We start from the raw sequence: 16,176 nt of genomic DNA, 5'->3' as shown, positions 1-16,176 counted from the left end.
GCTCAATTTTATCAAGCTCTTTATGAAAATCTACAATTGGGATCATAGCGAAATGGCTGAGAAACCGATGATATCTCAAATGCGGGAATAGAAAAATAAAAGACTGCCCTTCAGCAGTCCTCCCTGTCATTTCGTATGTTAGTCTGATATATCTGCACCGTCTTCATTCAGGCATCGAATGTAAACCCGGCACATTCATGGATGCCTGCATGCCTGGCGGTACTGCCTCGGCGAAACCCCGAACTGCTTGCGAAACTGATCGGCAAAATGATTGTAACTGTTAAACCCTACGTCGTGGGCAGCTTCATTCGCCGTACGGCCCGAATGGCTCATCAATAAAGCGGCATGGCGAACCCTCATCCGGTTCAGATGCTCCAAAATGGTGGATCCCGTTTGCTGTTTGAACAAGTGCGCCAGCCTGGATCCCGAAATTCCGATCTCTCGGGATAAGGCATCAATTTTGACGTCTTCTTTTAACGAACGGGATAACAACCCAAGCGTTTGCTCGACTCTGGGATCTAGCCTCTTGTTTGTCCGCTGTGCAAGCAGAAGCAAAATCTCACGCAGGGCGTTCTCGCTCAGAGCTTCCCACAGTTCTAACCGGTCCAGCGAATCTTGCAGCACATTACGAAAGGCCAGCTCGACACGGCCTCGGACACGTTCATCGGGCAAGGTTTCGACCAGAAACTCCTCGTTCGGCAGCATCCCGTTTTCCGGAAGCCCGGGATAATGGATCCAAAGAAAGTTCCAATGCGTCCCCTGCACGGTCCCGTATTCATGGGCGATGTTGGCGCGCAGCAGGCCGAGCTGCCCGGATCCGCAGCGTTTCTCCCCGGCAGGCGTGCGGAAATAGCCCTCACCCTCCAGCGTGTAAACAAGCAGCCAGTCCTGCATTCCGTTAGGACGACGCAGGCGATAAGAATCGTCTTGCTCGAAATGATCGCCGAATATGGTTCCGGTGCTTTCTAAGGATATGGCATGCCTATCAGCCGGCGTTCTCAAGCGGTCTCTCCTCCTCTGTACCCCGAATAGCAGAATTCCGGTAATATTAAGCAGAAATCATACTTCCTCTCAAGTTAAGCAGACCTTATTCTATTGTCAACAGGAAAACCATTAATTCGCGGGAGGAATTGCTATGAGAGAGAAGTTACACGTATTGACGGAAGAACAGCTGCACAAATTCGAAACGGAGGGATATTTGATTGTAAAAGGTCTCTTCCGCGAGGAGGAGCTGTCGGAGATCGAAGCAACGTTTGAGGAGATCAGCCACACGACCGTGCCCGGCCACTTTGAACCTGTGCTGGACGATGAAACCGTTGAACCGCTCAAACGTTATCCCCGCGTTATGCATCCGCACCGCTTTCATGCAACCGCGAAGAAATACATGCTGCATAAACCGGTCATGGAAGTATTGGCCGATTTGTACGGGGAACCAGCGCTCGCCGCCCAAAGCATGTTCTATTACAAGCCTCCAGGCTCCCGCGGCCAAGCGCTGCATCAGGACAACTTCTACCTGCAGGTGGAGCCGGGCAACTGCATCGCGGCATGGACCGCAATCGACGCGGCTAATGAAGAGAACGGCGGTTTGCTCGTCGTTCCGAAAACAAGTGATTATGACCTGGTATGCCCGGAAGAAGCCGATTCGAACGAGTCGTTTACCACTCATTTCGTGAAGCCGCCCAAGGATCGAAAGGTCCTCCCCGCGATCATGGACAAAGGGGACGTCCTGTTCTTTAACGGCAACCTGATCCACGGGTCCTACCGCAACAAATCCAACCGGTTCCGCCGCGCTTTTATCTGCCATTACGCCAACTCGTCGGCTACCAAAATCGGTGCATTTTATCGGCCTTTGTTCCGGGAAGACGGCACGGAGATCAACCTTGACGTCAATCCGAATGGCGGTCCGTGCGGCATCGAATTCGATACGGCTTATCCCCATTGAAATAAAGGCGGCCAGCGTACATCTTAGAGACGCTGGCCGCACTGGTTTCCTCGAATAGAAGACCTCTTCTCATAGCAGTGCCCTATTTACTGTAGTACAGTCCAAGTACACCGTTGCCATAGGTTTTACTGCTGTTAAGGTTCATAGTGAATCGTTTATTTGCAAGCGCAAACAACCGTTCTCCCTGTGAAACGATTACCGGATGTATAAATAACCACAGATCATCAAATAAATCATGTTGGATAAATAATTGCCACGTTCTTACTCCACTCTCTACCGAGATATTCCCTTCTCTATTTTTGAGCATCTCGATTTCATGAGCCATGGAATTTTCACCATTTACTAGAATTTGCTGAGAGTTTATCCAAGTTAGTTCCATTTTCGTGCTGGAAATCACAAATTTGGGGATGGCATTTATGCGCTTGGCTATAGCTCGTTCAAGGTCGTCGTTAGATGAATTCTCTGCATTTTGCCAATGCTGTGCTAATGATGAATACGAATTGCTGCCTATAATAATCGTGTCTATAGTATTATAGTACTCTAAATAATCTTCAAAGATTTCCTCATTTAATGTCATCCATTGATCTTCATTTGATACAATGCCGTCCATCGTAGTCTGCATAGTCAGAATGATTCTACCCATCATTAAGTCCTCCTCGATTCACATATTGAGCATACTCACTGATTTTATCGTACTCGACTATCAATGATTTCTTCTTAATTGCTGATTTCCACATCATTTAAAACAAATAAAATAAAAAATCGCGATAGTCGCGGATTCTAGTGTGTATATGTTCTTGTCTCTGGCTATCACGGTATCTGCTTCAACCGTCATTTCAAGCACTGGATGGGAGTTGCTCCCTCTATCGGTTATCACCGGAGCTTTTCCGGTGTTTTCGCGAGTCTATATTTTGTGTTGACAACGTGTTTACATTATGCGTACAATAGATTCACTACGTTAAGGAGGCTTTGCCCATGGATACCAATCTGCACATCCGTCTATCCAAAGACCTCAAGGAGAGCTTTCAAGAGATTGCGAAGGAGAATAACACAGACCCTTCAACTCTTGTTCGCGACTGGATCAGCAATTATGTAGCTGAGCATCGAGGGACAGATGAAGATACAGCTGCCGAGTTATACTTGGCAGGTTACCTATTACAGCAAGCACTTGGAGGAAGAGAACATGTCAGCAAGGAATTCGCCAAACAATTGCAGGAGCATTCCTTGACGAACCAGAAGGAGTTCACTCAATTGATCTTGACTACCTACATGGATCTGGATCTTACGATTCCTTCGTGTTTATCCAAGACTTATAAAGGTTACGCTTATTCTCAAATGTTTTTGTTGGGCTTAATCGGTGATAAGCCTTAGGATTTGCATAAAGCACAATTGCCGTTCTTTTATGAAGTCTGAGTGGCTTCATATATTAGTGCGCAAGAGAAAATCTACCCTTTCCTGCCGGTTCAACATAAAAAAACCGTCTACAAGTAGACGGATCGCACAGCCAAGCTATTTCCATTCCAATCACGATTACAGTGGATTATCGAACAACCCACTTTGTCCTCCAATCGTTCAGGCGGATTTCGAGGACTTTTTTGTTTTTTTGGACCGCAATTTACGGAGTCCGTGCATCCCGAACAACACCAATGGAAATATAAATCCGACGGTGATCGTATACGGAATCCAAGTCTTTGCGTCCCATTCCAACTTGTAAGGAACATTGGGATATATAAAGACGGAAACCGCGGCAAGTATCCAGCCTAGCGGCACGACCAGCGGCTGATAATTTTTGATATTAAATATCTGGCTGATGCCGATTGCAATGGCGTAAAAGTACAAGGAGATTCGGAAAAACAAAGTGATAAACCACATCACCGCCATGACCGCTTCAATGCGCTGAAGAAAATTACCGATATTGATTTTCTTGGCCAGCATATAACTTGGATACATATTTCGTGCCGCAATGTCCGGACCCAAGACCAAAATTGCTAATCCAATAATCGTAAGAAGCACCCCCGCTCCCAATAGGCTTCCAATATAAACGGCCTTGCTTGTCTCCGCCGGGCGGTTGACGGCTCCCGGGTAGATGATCATCAACACGATGTTTGGCAGAAACGCAGTACTAGCGAAAGAGATCGCAGCCGGGAAAATAGGGTTGGCTCCCGATTCGAAAATGGGAAGTGCATTCTCCCATTTAATTTCTGACAACAATAAAATGCTCATGGACAGAAACAGAAAAAGAAACCATGGAAATAGCATCTCCGCTGATCTGGCCAGCACTTCGAGCCCTAAACGTACCCCCAAGACAACAAGTGCTCCGTAGAGGAAAATAATCGCCTGAACCGGGGTTTCGGGCAGCATTTGGATGGTCATGAAGTCACTAATTTCGTGCAACACTGATGCTGGACCACTTAGAAATAATGTTAGTAATAACAGAAAGTTTACCGTTTTGCCGATCCATTTTCCCAATAGTTTCTCAGTCAATTGCATTAAATTCGATTCCGGGTATTTTTGGGACAATTGCAGCTGCACCGCTAAGAAGATGAAGCCCAGCCCGATCCCAACCAAGGCGGCAATCCAGGCGTCTTGCCTGGCAATGTTAGCCGTACCCGAAGGAACGATAAGAATTGCGCTTCCGATTGTATACATAGCGGTTAAAATGCTAACTTGGCGCAATGAAATTTTTACTACAGGCATCTTCCCCGCTCCCTTTCTCATTGGATCAAACCGATGGCTGTAAGCCAATCGCTGAGCGGCTTGAAGGCAATCGTAATCATGACCAAGGGAGTTGGTATATCTCTCAAGATCGTTTGAGCCACACTGATTCCTATGGCAATGATCATGAATGCCGCGAATCCCCAGACTTCCCTGTATTCTTTTTCCCGCAGCATCCTAGGCAGCTCAAGCCAGGTTATAATTGCGGCTGAAACTGCAATTAATGCGATATTCAGCATGAATTTGCCTCATTCCTTAATATCATTTAGAAATGAATTATTGGTTGTGCCGGTTCGCCGGATTTTGTAATCCACGTTGACATGGGTCTTTAGGTTCGGGAAATATCGGTCATTCCACGCATCCTGCATCTCTTTCCATTGTTTAGGATGAGAACGGTGAAACGTTTCTCCGAAACCGAATATGTCCACTTTAAGCTCCGTTTGTACTTTATCGATCACCGACTCCAAAAATCGAGTTAACCTTTCCTCCATTTCCTCTTCAAGTTCCCTCACCGTTTCAGGCTGCGATAAATCCAACCCGCTGCACTCCACGGAGCCGATATTTCCTTCGATATTTAACTTGATGCTCATCTCGGGACGGGATTGCACGATTCTTCCCTTAAGCTTCGCATCGGTCCTAAGCGTCTCCACTACGACCTTGCCGTCGTTATGGCAGGGTATGAAACCTACAGAGCTTTTAACGTCCCCCATTATAAATCGATATCCTCTGCTATCTTTCTCATTTAACCAGCCAATCAGCTTGTCATTTTTAAAAACAGCAAACCCCGAATATTTCAATTGGCTTGGCGTTTGGATATTTTCTACGTTTTTCTTTGTTTTTCCAATTTCCCGGTTCCCTGTAATCACAAGTCCGGTTAGCACGGGATGTTTTCCAATGCTGGTAATGTCGTTGATCAATTCATCCAGCGTTACGGCCATGCTCGGTGACCATACCTTCTCGGAGATTTGCAGGGAATCGTATAGTTTATTTGCAGGAATCGTTTCCATGGGGGTCATGATTTTCAAGGTTTCCTCGACCGTTGCCCCTTTGGTAATTGCCAGGTAGAAATCAGGTCTGAATTCGTGATCCCTGGATAACAGATCCAGAACTTTGGCTATCCCTTCCCTTGCCATCGCCTCATCCATCAGAAACATCCGCAAATGAGAAAAATATATTTTTCGCGGGCTAATCTGGGTCATCCTCCGCGCCGCTTCAAATATGGTGTCGCCTTCGGCTGTATACAGCGTAGCTGGCGCTTGGGGACCGCCGCTTCGTTTGGCGGTAACCTGCCCAGGGATAGCGACCTGGATCGACAGTCGGTAGCGGCCGTCCACCCAATCTACCCCTGCGGCCACCGCTATGGCCAGCTCGTTTAACTCCCTGCGATTCCAGCATCCGCTAAGAAGAAGCATGATTACGATATGCAGGAGCAGCAGCGCCAATATCCGTTTCATTCCATTTCACTCGCTTTCCCACTGATCTGCATTCAACTATTCCCGCGACTTCTGGGGAGGTGTGTCTTTCCTGCGCTTCTCGTTGTCCTGATTGATCAGTCGGGGGCGGTTTATCAGCATCCAGTGTGGCAGCCGCAAAATGGAATCTTTTTGCCCCTCCGGAATTAATGGGGCAAAAGGCGACATATACGGAATTCCGAACGAACGAAGGCTGCACAAATGGAGTATGATCGCGATGACCCCAACTAAGATGCCGAACAGTCCGAAGGACCCGGCAAGCGCCATTAACGGAAACCGGAGCATCCGAAAAGCAATAGACATGTTAAAAGATGGAACAACAAAGCTGGATATAGCGGTAATAGCCACCACAATGACCATGGCTGGAGAGATGATCCCTGCTTCAACGGCGGCTTGTCCAATGACCAGCGTTCCTACGATGGAAATAGCGGATCCGATGTTTTTAGGCAGCCGAACGCCTGCCTCCCTCAGAATTTCGAAGGTTACCTCCATGAGGACCGCCTCAACGAAGGCGGGAAATGGGATTTGCTCGCGCTGTCCAGCTAGCCCGAATAGGAGCCGTGTCGGCAGCATTTCGTGGTGAAAGGTGGTTATCGCCACATAAAGTGATGGCCCAAGCAACGAAATGAATATGCTCAGATAGCGCAGTATCCGCAGAAACGAGCTGATATCCGCGCGCTGGTAGTAATCCTCTGCAGCATGCAAGAACGAAACAAATAAGGCAGGAACGATCAGAACGAATGGAGTGCCGTCCACGATAATCGCGATTTTGCCTTCCAGCAGCTCGGCTGCGACCACGTCGGGTCGCTCGGTATTATAAATCGTGGGAAAAGGAGTCAGGGTCTTATCCTGCACAAGCTCCTCGATATAACCGCTCTCCAAGATGCTGTCAACATCGATTCGTTCCAACCGAGTGCGCACTTCGCCGACAATTTTCTCGTTGGCGATGCCATCGATGTACATCATAACGACATCCGTTTGCGTAATGCGTCCGATCTGCTTCGTTTCCATCCATAGATGAGGATCCTTGATCTTTCGGCGAATCAAAGCCGTATTCGTTCGAACTGCCTCCGTAAAGGATTCGCGCGGGCCGCGCACGACATTTTCAGCCGATGTTTCCATGACTCCGCGGTCCTTCCATCCCCGGGCGCCGGCCGCGATGCCTCGATCCAAGCCATCAACCAGCACGATCGCGTCTCCCGACAATAAAGAATGGAACAGCGTTTTATAGTCAGATATGGACTGTATCTCTTTGCTTATAAAAGAGATTTCTTCTAGTACCTTTTGAGCTTCCAATGGTTTCCCATACTCCGTATTTTCTCTAGCCCTGGATTTCGCAATGTCGGCTACAGCGGACATGATGGATTCCGAAATGATCTTTTGATCGGCCAGGCCGTCCGTGTATACAACAGCCATATAGTGTTTTTCGCCTTCGTCAAGCGGGATTTCCCTGATGACGATATCGGTGCTGTTACCGAGAGTCCTTCGGATATGGTTCAGATTGCTTTCGAGTTCCGGGCTTAAAGCATTAGAATCTTTCTTCGTTGCAGCAGCCGATGGGGTATCTTTGGTGTTGTTTTTGTTGGAATGGCCGGTTCTTCTTCGATACCGCATAAGAACATTCTTCCTCTCACAGATGCTATTCCTCCATTATTGCCGAAGAAAACAGGCTGTAAACTTTTGCGAAAATGTTGTCCGAACAAACAAAAGGATGACATCCACGGAGTCGATTGACCCCCGGCGTCACCCTTTGCTTCACCAGCCGAACGATTATTTCATCATGCGCTTCAGCTCTTTATACAGCTTACGGTTTAAGTATCGAATCAGTTTAGTCAGCCCATACACAATGGCGATAATCAAGATGGTAATGACGGTCATGAAAATAACGGCACGAATGGATAACGTTCCTCTGAACCATCCCATCATCAGGAGTAAGAGATACGTCACAATGACAACCCAAGTGCTGATTGTGAATAAACGTTTCATTACCATCACTCCCCTTCATGTTGCCGTATGGACCGCGGGACGATGGGACTGAGTTATAAATGCGAGACGGTTCCCCGATCCGATCAAGCGTCCCTAAATTATACCAGATCAAGCAGCTCATAAGATGCTCAGCGAATGATAAAAAAAGAAGATAACCCTGCAAATTCAGGATTATCCTCTCAGCTTCATGATGCCTTGCTATGGTTAAGGTGAGAAATTCTTGTTCTCCATCACGATAACGGACTCCGAGCCGGACCTCGATGCCGCCGTTTGTTTAGTATATAAGACCAGCTCGCGGATCGTGCTGCAGCACTGCTTGGCCCCTGCCACCAATAACGGACTGCCGACGAAACTCAGTTTTAGCCTCTTGGACAAAAATCCCCCGATCGACATGATGATGGGCACGGTAGGCGATGTGTTGGAGAATACGATCGGCTCGTCATTCTGGTATTTGTCTTGAAGAATCAAGCACACATTTTCCAACGCGGGAACAACGACTTTGGATGAACCCCGTCCAATGGTGTACACGGGGTTCCCGTTCTCGTCCAGACCGTGAAAGATAAGTTTACCCATATCGGACGTATTCAGTTTATCGAAATAGTCTACCGCCAGAATCTCCTCTTTCGTAAGCTGGCGATTGGTCGGCAATTTATTCAAATGATAAGCTGCAGCCAGAGATGTTGTATGGGTTCCGCCATAATCATTATAAATAAATATCATGTCCAAGACCCCATCCTTCCGATTTAATGAGCTTATTATTACCCATTATGCAAATCTCATTCGCCCGCGATTCATGGATTGCTAGACTTGATACTTTCGCAACTAAAAGAAGCCCTGATGATCAGGGCTTCTGCGGGATGAATCCGATTTAAGATGGACTTAGTCCAAATAAACGGCCTTGCCGATTTTTGCGGATTCGTATAGAGCTTCCAAGATTCGAGATACAACATAAGCTTGTTCTGGGGTTACCACAGGATCTTTATCCTGGTCGATAGCCTCGATCCATCTTCTCATCTCAACATCCGGAGCTTGCTCCTTCTTGCCGTCATAGAACGCAACCCCGCCGGAGTTCAATTCGATTTCGTTTGTATACAGGCGGCTGAATTTCTCGCCGTTGATGCGAAGACCGTTCTTCATATCGGCTCCGCCTTCCGAACCGCTCAGCGAGCATTTGGCTTCATCGACTTCAAGCGTATTGAGCGCCCAGCTGGATTCCAGCATAATGGTTGCCCCGTTCTCCATCACAATCATGCCGAAGGCGGAATCTTCCACCGTGAATTTTTCGGGATCCCAAGGTCCCCAAGCATTGGCCGCATTCTCCTTGCGGGACAGTTCATGGTATGTGGTGCCGAGTACAATCTTCGGCTTGTAATTATCCATCATCCAGAGCGTCAGATCGAGCGCGTGCGTGCCGATGTCGATAAGCGGCCCGCCGCCTTGTTTTTCCTCATCCAAAAAGACGCCCCAAGTCGGCACGGCTCTTCTCCGTACGGCATGCGCTTTGGCAAAATAAATATTTCCGAGTTCGCCGGCTTCGCATACCTGTTTCAGGTAAAGACTGTCTTCACGGAATCGGTTATTGTATCCGATCGTCAATTTCTTGCCTGTGCGCTTCGCGGTTTCCATCATAAGCTTGGCATCGGCGGCCGTTTTGGCCATCGGCTTCTCGCACATCACATGTTTTCCCGCTTCTAGCGAAGCAATGGAAATCTCGGCATGAGAATCATTAGGGGTCAAGACATGGATAATATCGATGCTTTGATCCTGCAGCAGCTCTTTATAATCGCCATACACTTTTGCTTCCTCAATACCGTACTTGCTAGCCGCTGCTTCTGCCCGATCAATTACGATATCGCAGAATGCCACGAGCTCCACGTTGTTTAATCTGCTTAAGCTCGGAAGATGCTTCCCGTTTGCGATTCCGCCGCAGCCGATAATTCCAATACGATACACTTTAGACATGGATCATCACCATCACTTTTCATTGTTTTTTTAAAATTCATAATTTCTGCTTATTCGAAACGCCTTATAAAACAAGCAGATCGTTGTATGTAATTCTGTCACAACACCTCTACGAATCTCTGAAAGGCACATCACCCTCAACAAAGAGCGGCCTCCAGTCGGCATGTGGATAACCTTCATCCATCCGAAGGGTTGGTGTACGCACCACGTTTAGGGAAGTGGTCCTATGACTGCTCTATCCCTATGGCGTCTTAGAAAAAAAGTAACAATGAGGGAAATCACTCCTTCCGGCAGCCCGTCATTTGTTTTCCGAACATCCACATATAAGGTATCACATCTTGCACATTTTTTTAGTCCAACTATGCGACAAATCATATATAAAATTACGACATCATCGCCATGTCTTCAAACAAGGGCTGCCCGTTCCGAAGCACCATGGTTTACATAATATTCGTTATGAAAATATTATAAATTTTACCAGCATGCATGAACCTCCATGCTCCAAATCATATCCCCATCATTTAAATGCTGACCCCTTACAAAGCCGGAGCTGAACCCCCGTCAATATTGATGGAAGTTCCTGTAACATAGGAAGCAGCATCGGAAGCCAAAAATACGATGACTTTTGCCGCTTCCTCCGTATCGCCGATACGCCCGAGCGGGATGTTATGGCGCGGATCCCGGGCGTACTGGTCCCAGGTGAGTTCAGGTGATTCACGTTTCCAACGCGCCTCAAGCTGTGCACTCCGTATCGTTCCGATACATACGGTGTTTACCCGGATATGGTCTTTCGCCAAATCGTGACTCATCGCTTTGGTCATGGCTTGTCCCGCTGCGCGGCTGACGCTGCTTGGCATGGATGAAGCCGGCGGCGTTTTGGCCCAGGATGTCGTCACATTAATAATCGCGCCGCCGCCGGAATTCCGCAGATGAGGGACGGCCGCACGCGAAAAACGAATCGCGCCGAACAGCTTGAGATCCAGATCGGATGCCCATGATTCGTCGTCGATCTGCTCAAACGGCTTCGCTGCGGCGGTTCCGGCATTGTTCACCAGGATATCGAGCCGTCCGTAGCTTCTGAGCGTTTCGGTTACGGCTCGCATACAATCCTCAGGTTTCGTAACATCCGCTGCGATGGTTAACGCTTCGGATTTCGATAGATGCCTGATATGATCCGCGGCAGCCCTTAACTGCTCCTCATCTCGTGCACATATGGCAACTTTAGCCCCTTCCAACGCAAACGTAACGGCGGTTTCAAGGCCAATCCCCCTGCTCCCCCCGGTAATCAACGCAACCTTTCCATGGAGTCCCAAATCCATGATCCATCAGCTCCTTTAACTGGATTGCTTGAATCTTTGCCTCTAAGTACAGCTTCAACATCAACCAGGAGTTTTCCTCTTTATTTCATCTATTACGCTGCTGATCTGCATGGCCTTTACGAATGAGCGACATGGGAAGCCAATAAAAAAAGCCGCGATAAACTCGCGGCTAACTTCACTTCTATTTGTCTCCAAAATCATGATTGGATTCCCTTCTTGCAAAATCCACAAACTGAAATTTATCCAATCGATGTCTGGATTCCGTGTACTGGAAAAGCGTGGTATCTTCCAAGTGGACGTAACCTCGGACGACGACGACATGGGTATCGCTTCCAAGATCCATATAGGACTGGTCCATCGTCGTAGCTCGTTCCACGGAGATGATTTTTTTCGAGTAACTGATCTTTAGATGGAGCTCCTGCTCCAAGTATTGATAGATGGAATCGCCCGTAATTTCTCTCGTTAAACCCGTCACGATGTCGGCAAGCAAATAATCCACATCGAGGATGATGCGCTCCCCTTCAATTTCCCTGGATCGGATCACCTTCCACACGAGCCGGTCCGGGCGGGTGTGCAGCTCCTTGGCGATGGCTTCCCCGGCCGGAACGCACTCCGTTTCATGCACAATCGTACGGCTTTTCCGGCCAATCCGCTCCGCCATTTCCTTATAACTGACAAGCCCCGTAACCGGGAAATTCATTCTTCCTGTATCCAGCACAAACGAACCTTTGCCTTTCACCTTATGAATATAGCCGTTTTGGGCGAGTAAATTCAATCCCTTGCGGACCGTTTCCCTTGTAATTTGATAGGTTGCCGCAAGCTCGTTCTCCGAGGGCAGCTTGCTGCCGGGCTGCAAAGCGCCGGTTTCGATTTGGTCGGCATAGTCTTTATACAGCGTCCAATAAATGTTGTTCGTCATCCTTTATCACCATCAGCTATTGTACCATTTTCCAGCAGCCAACACATGTTAAATAGGAACCTATCAGCTTCCATTACCGAGTGTCACCTGAAGCACTCGCGTTTCGCCAGGAAGCGCCTCGCCTTCAAACTCCGTCACGTTCTGAATGTGGTCTTGCCCATCCGGAATAATGACCGGCGTAATGACCGGCAATCCGGCTTGCTGAATGCGATCGATATCGAATTCAAGCAGCAGCTGCCCTTTCCTTATCTCCGCACCCGTTTCGACATGTGCCGTGAATCCTTCGCCTTTTAACGAAACGGTGTTGATTCCGACGTGAATCAGGATCTGGATTCCGTTCGCATCCGTCAAAATAATCGCATGTTTGCTCTTCTTGATGAGATGGGCGACTTGGCCGTCAAATGGAGCATACACTTTGCCTTCGGACGGGATGATGGCAATCCCCTGGCCCATTTGTTTATCGGCGAAGGCAGGATCCGGTACCTCTGACAGGGGAACCACTTTCCCTTTGATCGGTGCCTTGACCTCTACAGCGCCTTGTTGCTCCGCTTCCACGGTTGAAGGGTTTGCCGTTTCCGTCGACGCGAACGACCCGGATTGAAGACTGCCGTTCGATTCCGTATTCACAGCTTGCGCTCTTCCATCTATGCCGGCAGCATTCCCATCCGCTGCAGTTGCATGTCTAGACTGCTTGGACAACTGGTAGCGCCCGAACAGCAATGTCCCCGCGAACGGAACGACCAGTACAATCGCCATACCAATGAAGAAGACACCCCACTGGTTAGGGAAGATGGACAGGAATCCCGGAATTCCGCCCACGCCGATCGATGAAGCCAGAACGTTGTTCACGGCCAGCAGCACGCCGGCAATCCCGGATCCGATCATACCGAAAATAAAAGGATATTTATGGCGAACGTTGACCCCGAAGATGGCGGGCTCCGTAACCCCCAAGAAGGCCGAGATGGAAGATGTAACGGCAAGTCCTTTCGCCTTCTGCTCCTTCATGATAAACATCATGGCCAGCGCTGCGGCACCTTGAGCAATATTAGACAGCGCCAGCATCGGCCACAGGAACGTTCCGCCTTCGCTGCCGATGAGCTGAATGTCCACCGCAAGGAAGGTATGATGCATCCCCGTAATAACAAGGAGTGCATACAGTCCGCCATAGATCAGACCGCCCAGAGCGGCAAAGGAATCAAAAATGCTGACGAGGCCTGAAGTAAGAACGTTGCCGATGGCAAATGTGATCGGCCCCACCAGAACAAACGCGAGGAACCCGGTCACCAACAGGGCAACGGGTGCCACGACAAGCAGCTTGATGGAATCGTGGACGCGTTTGTTCAGAAACTTCTCGATTTTGGCCAAAATATAAGCCGAGACAAGAACCGGCAGCACCTGGCCTTGATAACCGATTTTCTCCACTTCAAAGCCGAACAGGTTCCAAACCGGAACCGTGCCTTCAAGTTTGGCATCCGCATACTGGTAGGCGCTAAGCAGATCCGGGTTTACCAGGATCAGGCCCAGCACGATTCCAAGGAGCGGATTGCCACCGAACTGACGTACCGCCGACCAGCCGATCAGGACAGGCAGGAAAGTAAAGGCGGTGCTTGCAATCAGATTGATGATCGAGGCTACGTCCGCCCACTCGGGATGGACCTGAATCAACGATTGTCCTTCATAGAATATGCCCGGCCCCGTAAGCAGATTGTTAATCCCTAACAATAAACCTGCCATGACGATCGCCGGCAGAATCGGGATGAAAATATCCGCAAGCGTTTTAATGGCACGCTGAAGCGGATTTTGCTTCTTGCTCGCAATGTTCTTCACTTCATCCTTCGATACTCTCGCACCGCCGGTGATATCCATCATTTCGTTGTAAACCTGGTCTACAAGACCCGGTCCGATTACGACCTGAAATTGACCCTGGGAAGAGAACTGCCCTTTCACCAGGTCGTTCTCATCAAGTGCCCGGGAATCCACCTTGCTGTCGTCCACCAGGGCAAATCTTAATCGGGTTACGCAATGCGTAGCGGCTTCGATATTGTCTTTTCCGCCGACTGCCTCGACAATGCGCTCCACGTTTTTGCGATCAATGGCCATAGCTCTACGCTCCTGACATTTATGAATTTAGTTATTGTGAATAAGCCACATATAGGAAGCATACGGTCGAAGTGCAACTGTTGGCATGAGCTTGGGTTCTTCCGTTGTGTTGCCAATTAACAGCTGAACTGATCGACTTTCGGTCAGATTGTCTTTCATTTTCTCGGGCAGCTCGAACGATACGTCGCGGTCGCTGAAATTGGAAATGACAACAAGCGTCTGCTCCTTGTTCGTTCTGGCATACGCATATATTTCGGGATGGCCTTCATCCAGACGAACATATTCACCGTCCGTCATTACCGGAAGGTTCTTACGCATTTCAATCAGTTTCCGGTAATGATGATAGATCGATTGCGGATTATCCACTTCGGATTGCGCATTGATCAGCGGATACCGCTCATCGAGCTTGATCCAAGGCGTCCCCGTCGTAAATCCCGCTTGATCGCCGTCATGCCAAGGCATGGGTAATCTGGAGTTGTCGCGCGAGCGCACCCTGACGATATGGGCAGCCTCCTCCGGCGTTCTTCCTTGCTCTTGGAGGATGGTATACATGTTTAGAGATTCAACATCCCTGAACTCGGATATGTCATTCCACTTCGGATCGGGCATGCCGATCTCTTCGCCCTGATACACATATGGCGTGCCCTGCAATCCGTGAAGCGTCGTAGCCAGCATTTTTGCGCTTTCCGAGCGGTATTCGCCATCATTGGTGAACCGGGTCAGCGCCCGCGGCTGATCATGGTTATTCCAGAAGAGGGCATTCCAGCCTCCGCCCTTCTGCATGCCGATCTGCCAATCGGAAAGCACCCGCTTCAATTCTTCGAAATCGTAAGGCTTGAGCTCCCACTTTTGCCCGTTGGGGTAGTCCACCTTCAAGTGGTGGAAGTTGAACGTCATGGAGAATTCGTTCTCCTTCGGGTTCGAGTAACGAATGCAATGCTCCAAGGTTGTGGAGGACATTTCTCCTACCGTGACGAGATTGTAAGGCTTGAACACTTTTTCGTTCAATTCCTTAATGTATTCATGCACGCGGGGGCCATCCGTATAAAACCTGCGCCCGTCGCCAGGCGCCACGGAACCGTCATCATCGGGATAAGCGGGATCCTTCGAAATAAGATTGATGACATCCATCCGGAATCCGCTGACGCCCTTGTCCGCCCAGAACGTGAGAATGTCCACAACCTCCGCCCGGACCTTCTCGTTCTCCCAATTCAGATCGGCCTGCGTTTTGTCAAACAATGTCAAGTAATATTGCCCTGTCCCCTCGTCATACTGCCACGCCGGGCCTCCAAACTTGGATTGCCAGTTATTCGGCGGGCCGCCGTCTTCCGCGGGATCCCGCCAGATGTAATAGTCGCGATACGGGTTATCGCGTGAGGAAATGGCTTCTTTAAACCATCGATGCTCGGTTGAAGAATGATTCACGACGATGTCGATCATCAAATGCATGTCTCTCTTTTTTAATTCGGCAACAAGTTCATCGAAATCGTCCATCGTCCCGTATGCAGGATCGATGCTGCAATAATCCGCGACGTCGTAACCGTTATCATTTTGCGGAGAAACATACACCGGCTGGAGCCACACAATGTCGATGCCAAGTCCCTTTATATAATCAAGCTTTTCCATGAGCCCGCGTATATCGCCGGTACCCCGGCCGGTTGTATCGTTGAAGCTCTTCGGGTATACCTGATAAACCGTCGAAGTTCTCCACCAATCTTGAGATTGGGTTCCTGGGTTCTGCATGTAACTGGGTCCTCCTCG

At 48.9% G+C, this 16,176-nt stretch carries 15 protein-coding genes; 2 read left to right on the top strand and 13 right to left on the bottom strand.

The annotated features are described in order from the left end of the window. Positions 1 to 195: 195 nt before the first annotated feature. Positions 196 to 1,002: a helix-turn-helix domain-containing protein gene (locus GYMC10_RS13555; protein WP_015734979.1), complete on the bottom strand. Its 807-nt coding sequence runs from the start codon at positions 1,000 to 1,002 to the stop codon at positions 196 to 198. 133 nt (positions 1,003 to 1,135) lie between these two features. Here GYMC10_RS13555 and GYMC10_RS13550 point away from each other — a divergent pair, with 133 nt between their 5' ends. After that, positions 1,136 to 1,942 carry a phytanoyl-CoA dioxygenase family protein gene (locus GYMC10_RS13550; protein WP_015734978.1) on the top strand — a complete coding sequence of 269 codons (807 nt, stop codon included), beginning with the start codon at positions 1,136 to 1,138 and terminating at the stop codon, positions 1,940 to 1,942. Positions 1,943 to 2,024: 82 nt separating this feature from the next. Here the strand turns inward: GYMC10_RS13550 and GYMC10_RS13545 are convergent, their stop codons facing one another. Continuing rightward, positions 2,025 to 2,585 carry a dihydrofolate reductase family protein gene (locus GYMC10_RS13545; protein WP_144374317.1) on the bottom strand — a complete coding sequence of 187 codons (561 nt, stop codon included), beginning with the start codon at positions 2,583 to 2,585 and terminating at the stop codon, positions 2,025 to 2,027. A 332-nt stretch (positions 2,586 to 2,917) separates the two neighbouring features. On the opposite strand from GYMC10_RS13545, the gene GYMC10_RS13540 reads away from it, so the two are divergent. Continuing rightward, positions 2,918 to 3,313 carry a CopG family transcriptional regulator gene (locus tag GYMC10_RS13540; RefSeq protein WP_015734976.1) on the top strand — a complete coding sequence of 132 codons (396 nt, stop codon included), beginning with the start codon at positions 2,918 to 2,920 and terminating at the stop codon, positions 3,311 to 3,313. Positions 3,314 to 3,514: 201 nt separating this feature from the next. Here GYMC10_RS13540 and GYMC10_RS13535 read toward each other — a convergent pair whose 3' ends face one another. The 11 genes from GYMC10_RS13535 to treC form a co-directional block, all read right to left on the bottom strand. Then, the gene (locus tag GYMC10_RS13535; protein ID WP_015734975.1) at positions 3,515 to 4,639 is read right to left on the bottom strand and encodes an endospore germination permease; all 1,125 of its coding nucleotides are present in this window, start codon (positions 4,637 to 4,639) and stop codon (positions 3,515 to 3,517) included. A gap of 17 nt (positions 4,640 to 4,656) precedes the next feature. Then, entirely contained in the window at positions 4,657 to 4,896 is a 240-nt protein-coding gene (locus GYMC10_RS13530; protein WP_015734974.1) for a hypothetical protein, read from the bottom strand. 9 nt (positions 4,897 to 4,905) lie between these two features. Then, positions 4,906 to 6,111 carry a Ger(x)C family spore germination protein gene (locus GYMC10_RS13525; RefSeq protein WP_015734973.1) on the bottom strand — a complete coding sequence of 402 codons (1,206 nt, stop codon included), beginning with the start codon at positions 6,109 to 6,111 and terminating at the stop codon, positions 4,906 to 4,908. Positions 6,112 to 6,147: 36 nt separating this feature from the next. Then, the gene (locus GYMC10_RS13520) at positions 6,148 to 7,743 is read right to left on the bottom strand and encodes a spore germination protein (RefSeq protein WP_015734972.1); all 1,596 of its coding nucleotides are present in this window, start codon (positions 7,741 to 7,743) and stop codon (positions 6,148 to 6,150) included. A gap of 156 nt (positions 7,744 to 7,899) precedes the next feature. Next, positions 7,900 to 8,115, bottom strand: coding sequence for a hypothetical protein (locus GYMC10_RS13515; protein ID WP_015734971.1), 216 nt, complete (start codon positions 8,113 to 8,115; stop codon positions 7,900 to 7,902). Positions 8,116 to 8,319: 204 nt separating this feature from the next. Next, positions 8,320 to 8,835 (bottom strand): DUF3189 family protein, encoded by a 516-nt coding sequence (locus GYMC10_RS13510; protein WP_015734970.1) that lies wholly within the window; start codon positions 8,833 to 8,835, stop codon positions 8,320 to 8,322. A 159-nt stretch (positions 8,836 to 8,994) separates the two neighbouring features. Further along, positions 8,995 to 10,077, bottom strand: coding sequence for a Gfo/Idh/MocA family protein (locus tag GYMC10_RS13505; protein ID WP_015734969.1), 1,083 nt, complete (start codon positions 10,075 to 10,077; stop codon positions 8,995 to 8,997). 536 nt (positions 10,078 to 10,613) lie between these two features. Beyond that, positions 10,614 to 11,396 carry an SDR family NAD(P)-dependent oxidoreductase gene (locus GYMC10_RS13500; protein WP_015734968.1) on the bottom strand — a complete coding sequence of 261 codons (783 nt, stop codon included), beginning with the start codon at positions 11,394 to 11,396 and terminating at the stop codon, positions 10,614 to 10,616. Positions 11,397 to 11,577: 181 nt separating this feature from the next. Continuing rightward, positions 11,578 to 12,315: a trehalose operon repressor gene (gene treR, locus GYMC10_RS13495; protein ID WP_015734967.1), complete on the bottom strand. Its 738-nt coding sequence runs from the start codon at positions 12,313 to 12,315 to the stop codon at positions 11,578 to 11,580. A 63-nt stretch (positions 12,316 to 12,378) separates the two neighbouring features. Further along, entirely contained in the window at positions 12,379 to 14,415 is a 2,037-nt protein-coding gene (gene treP, locus GYMC10_RS13490) for a PTS system trehalose-specific EIIBC component (protein ID WP_015734966.1), read from the bottom strand. A 27-nt stretch (positions 14,416 to 14,442) separates the two neighbouring features. Continuing rightward, positions 14,443 to 16,158 carry an alpha,alpha-phosphotrehalase gene (gene treC / locus GYMC10_RS13485; RefSeq protein WP_015734965.1) on the bottom strand — a complete coding sequence of 572 codons (1,716 nt, stop codon included), beginning with the start codon at positions 16,156 to 16,158 and terminating at the stop codon, positions 14,443 to 14,445. Positions 16,159 to 16,176: the final 18 nt, after the last annotated feature.

The sequence above is a fragment of the Paenibacillus sp. Y412MC10 genome (assembly GCF_000024685.1).
GTDB classification, from domain to species: Bacteria; Bacillota; Bacilli; order Paenibacillales; family Paenibacillaceae; genus Paenibacillus_AQ; species Paenibacillus_AQ lautus_A.
This window is presented reverse-complemented; position numbering and strand designations above follow the sequence as displayed.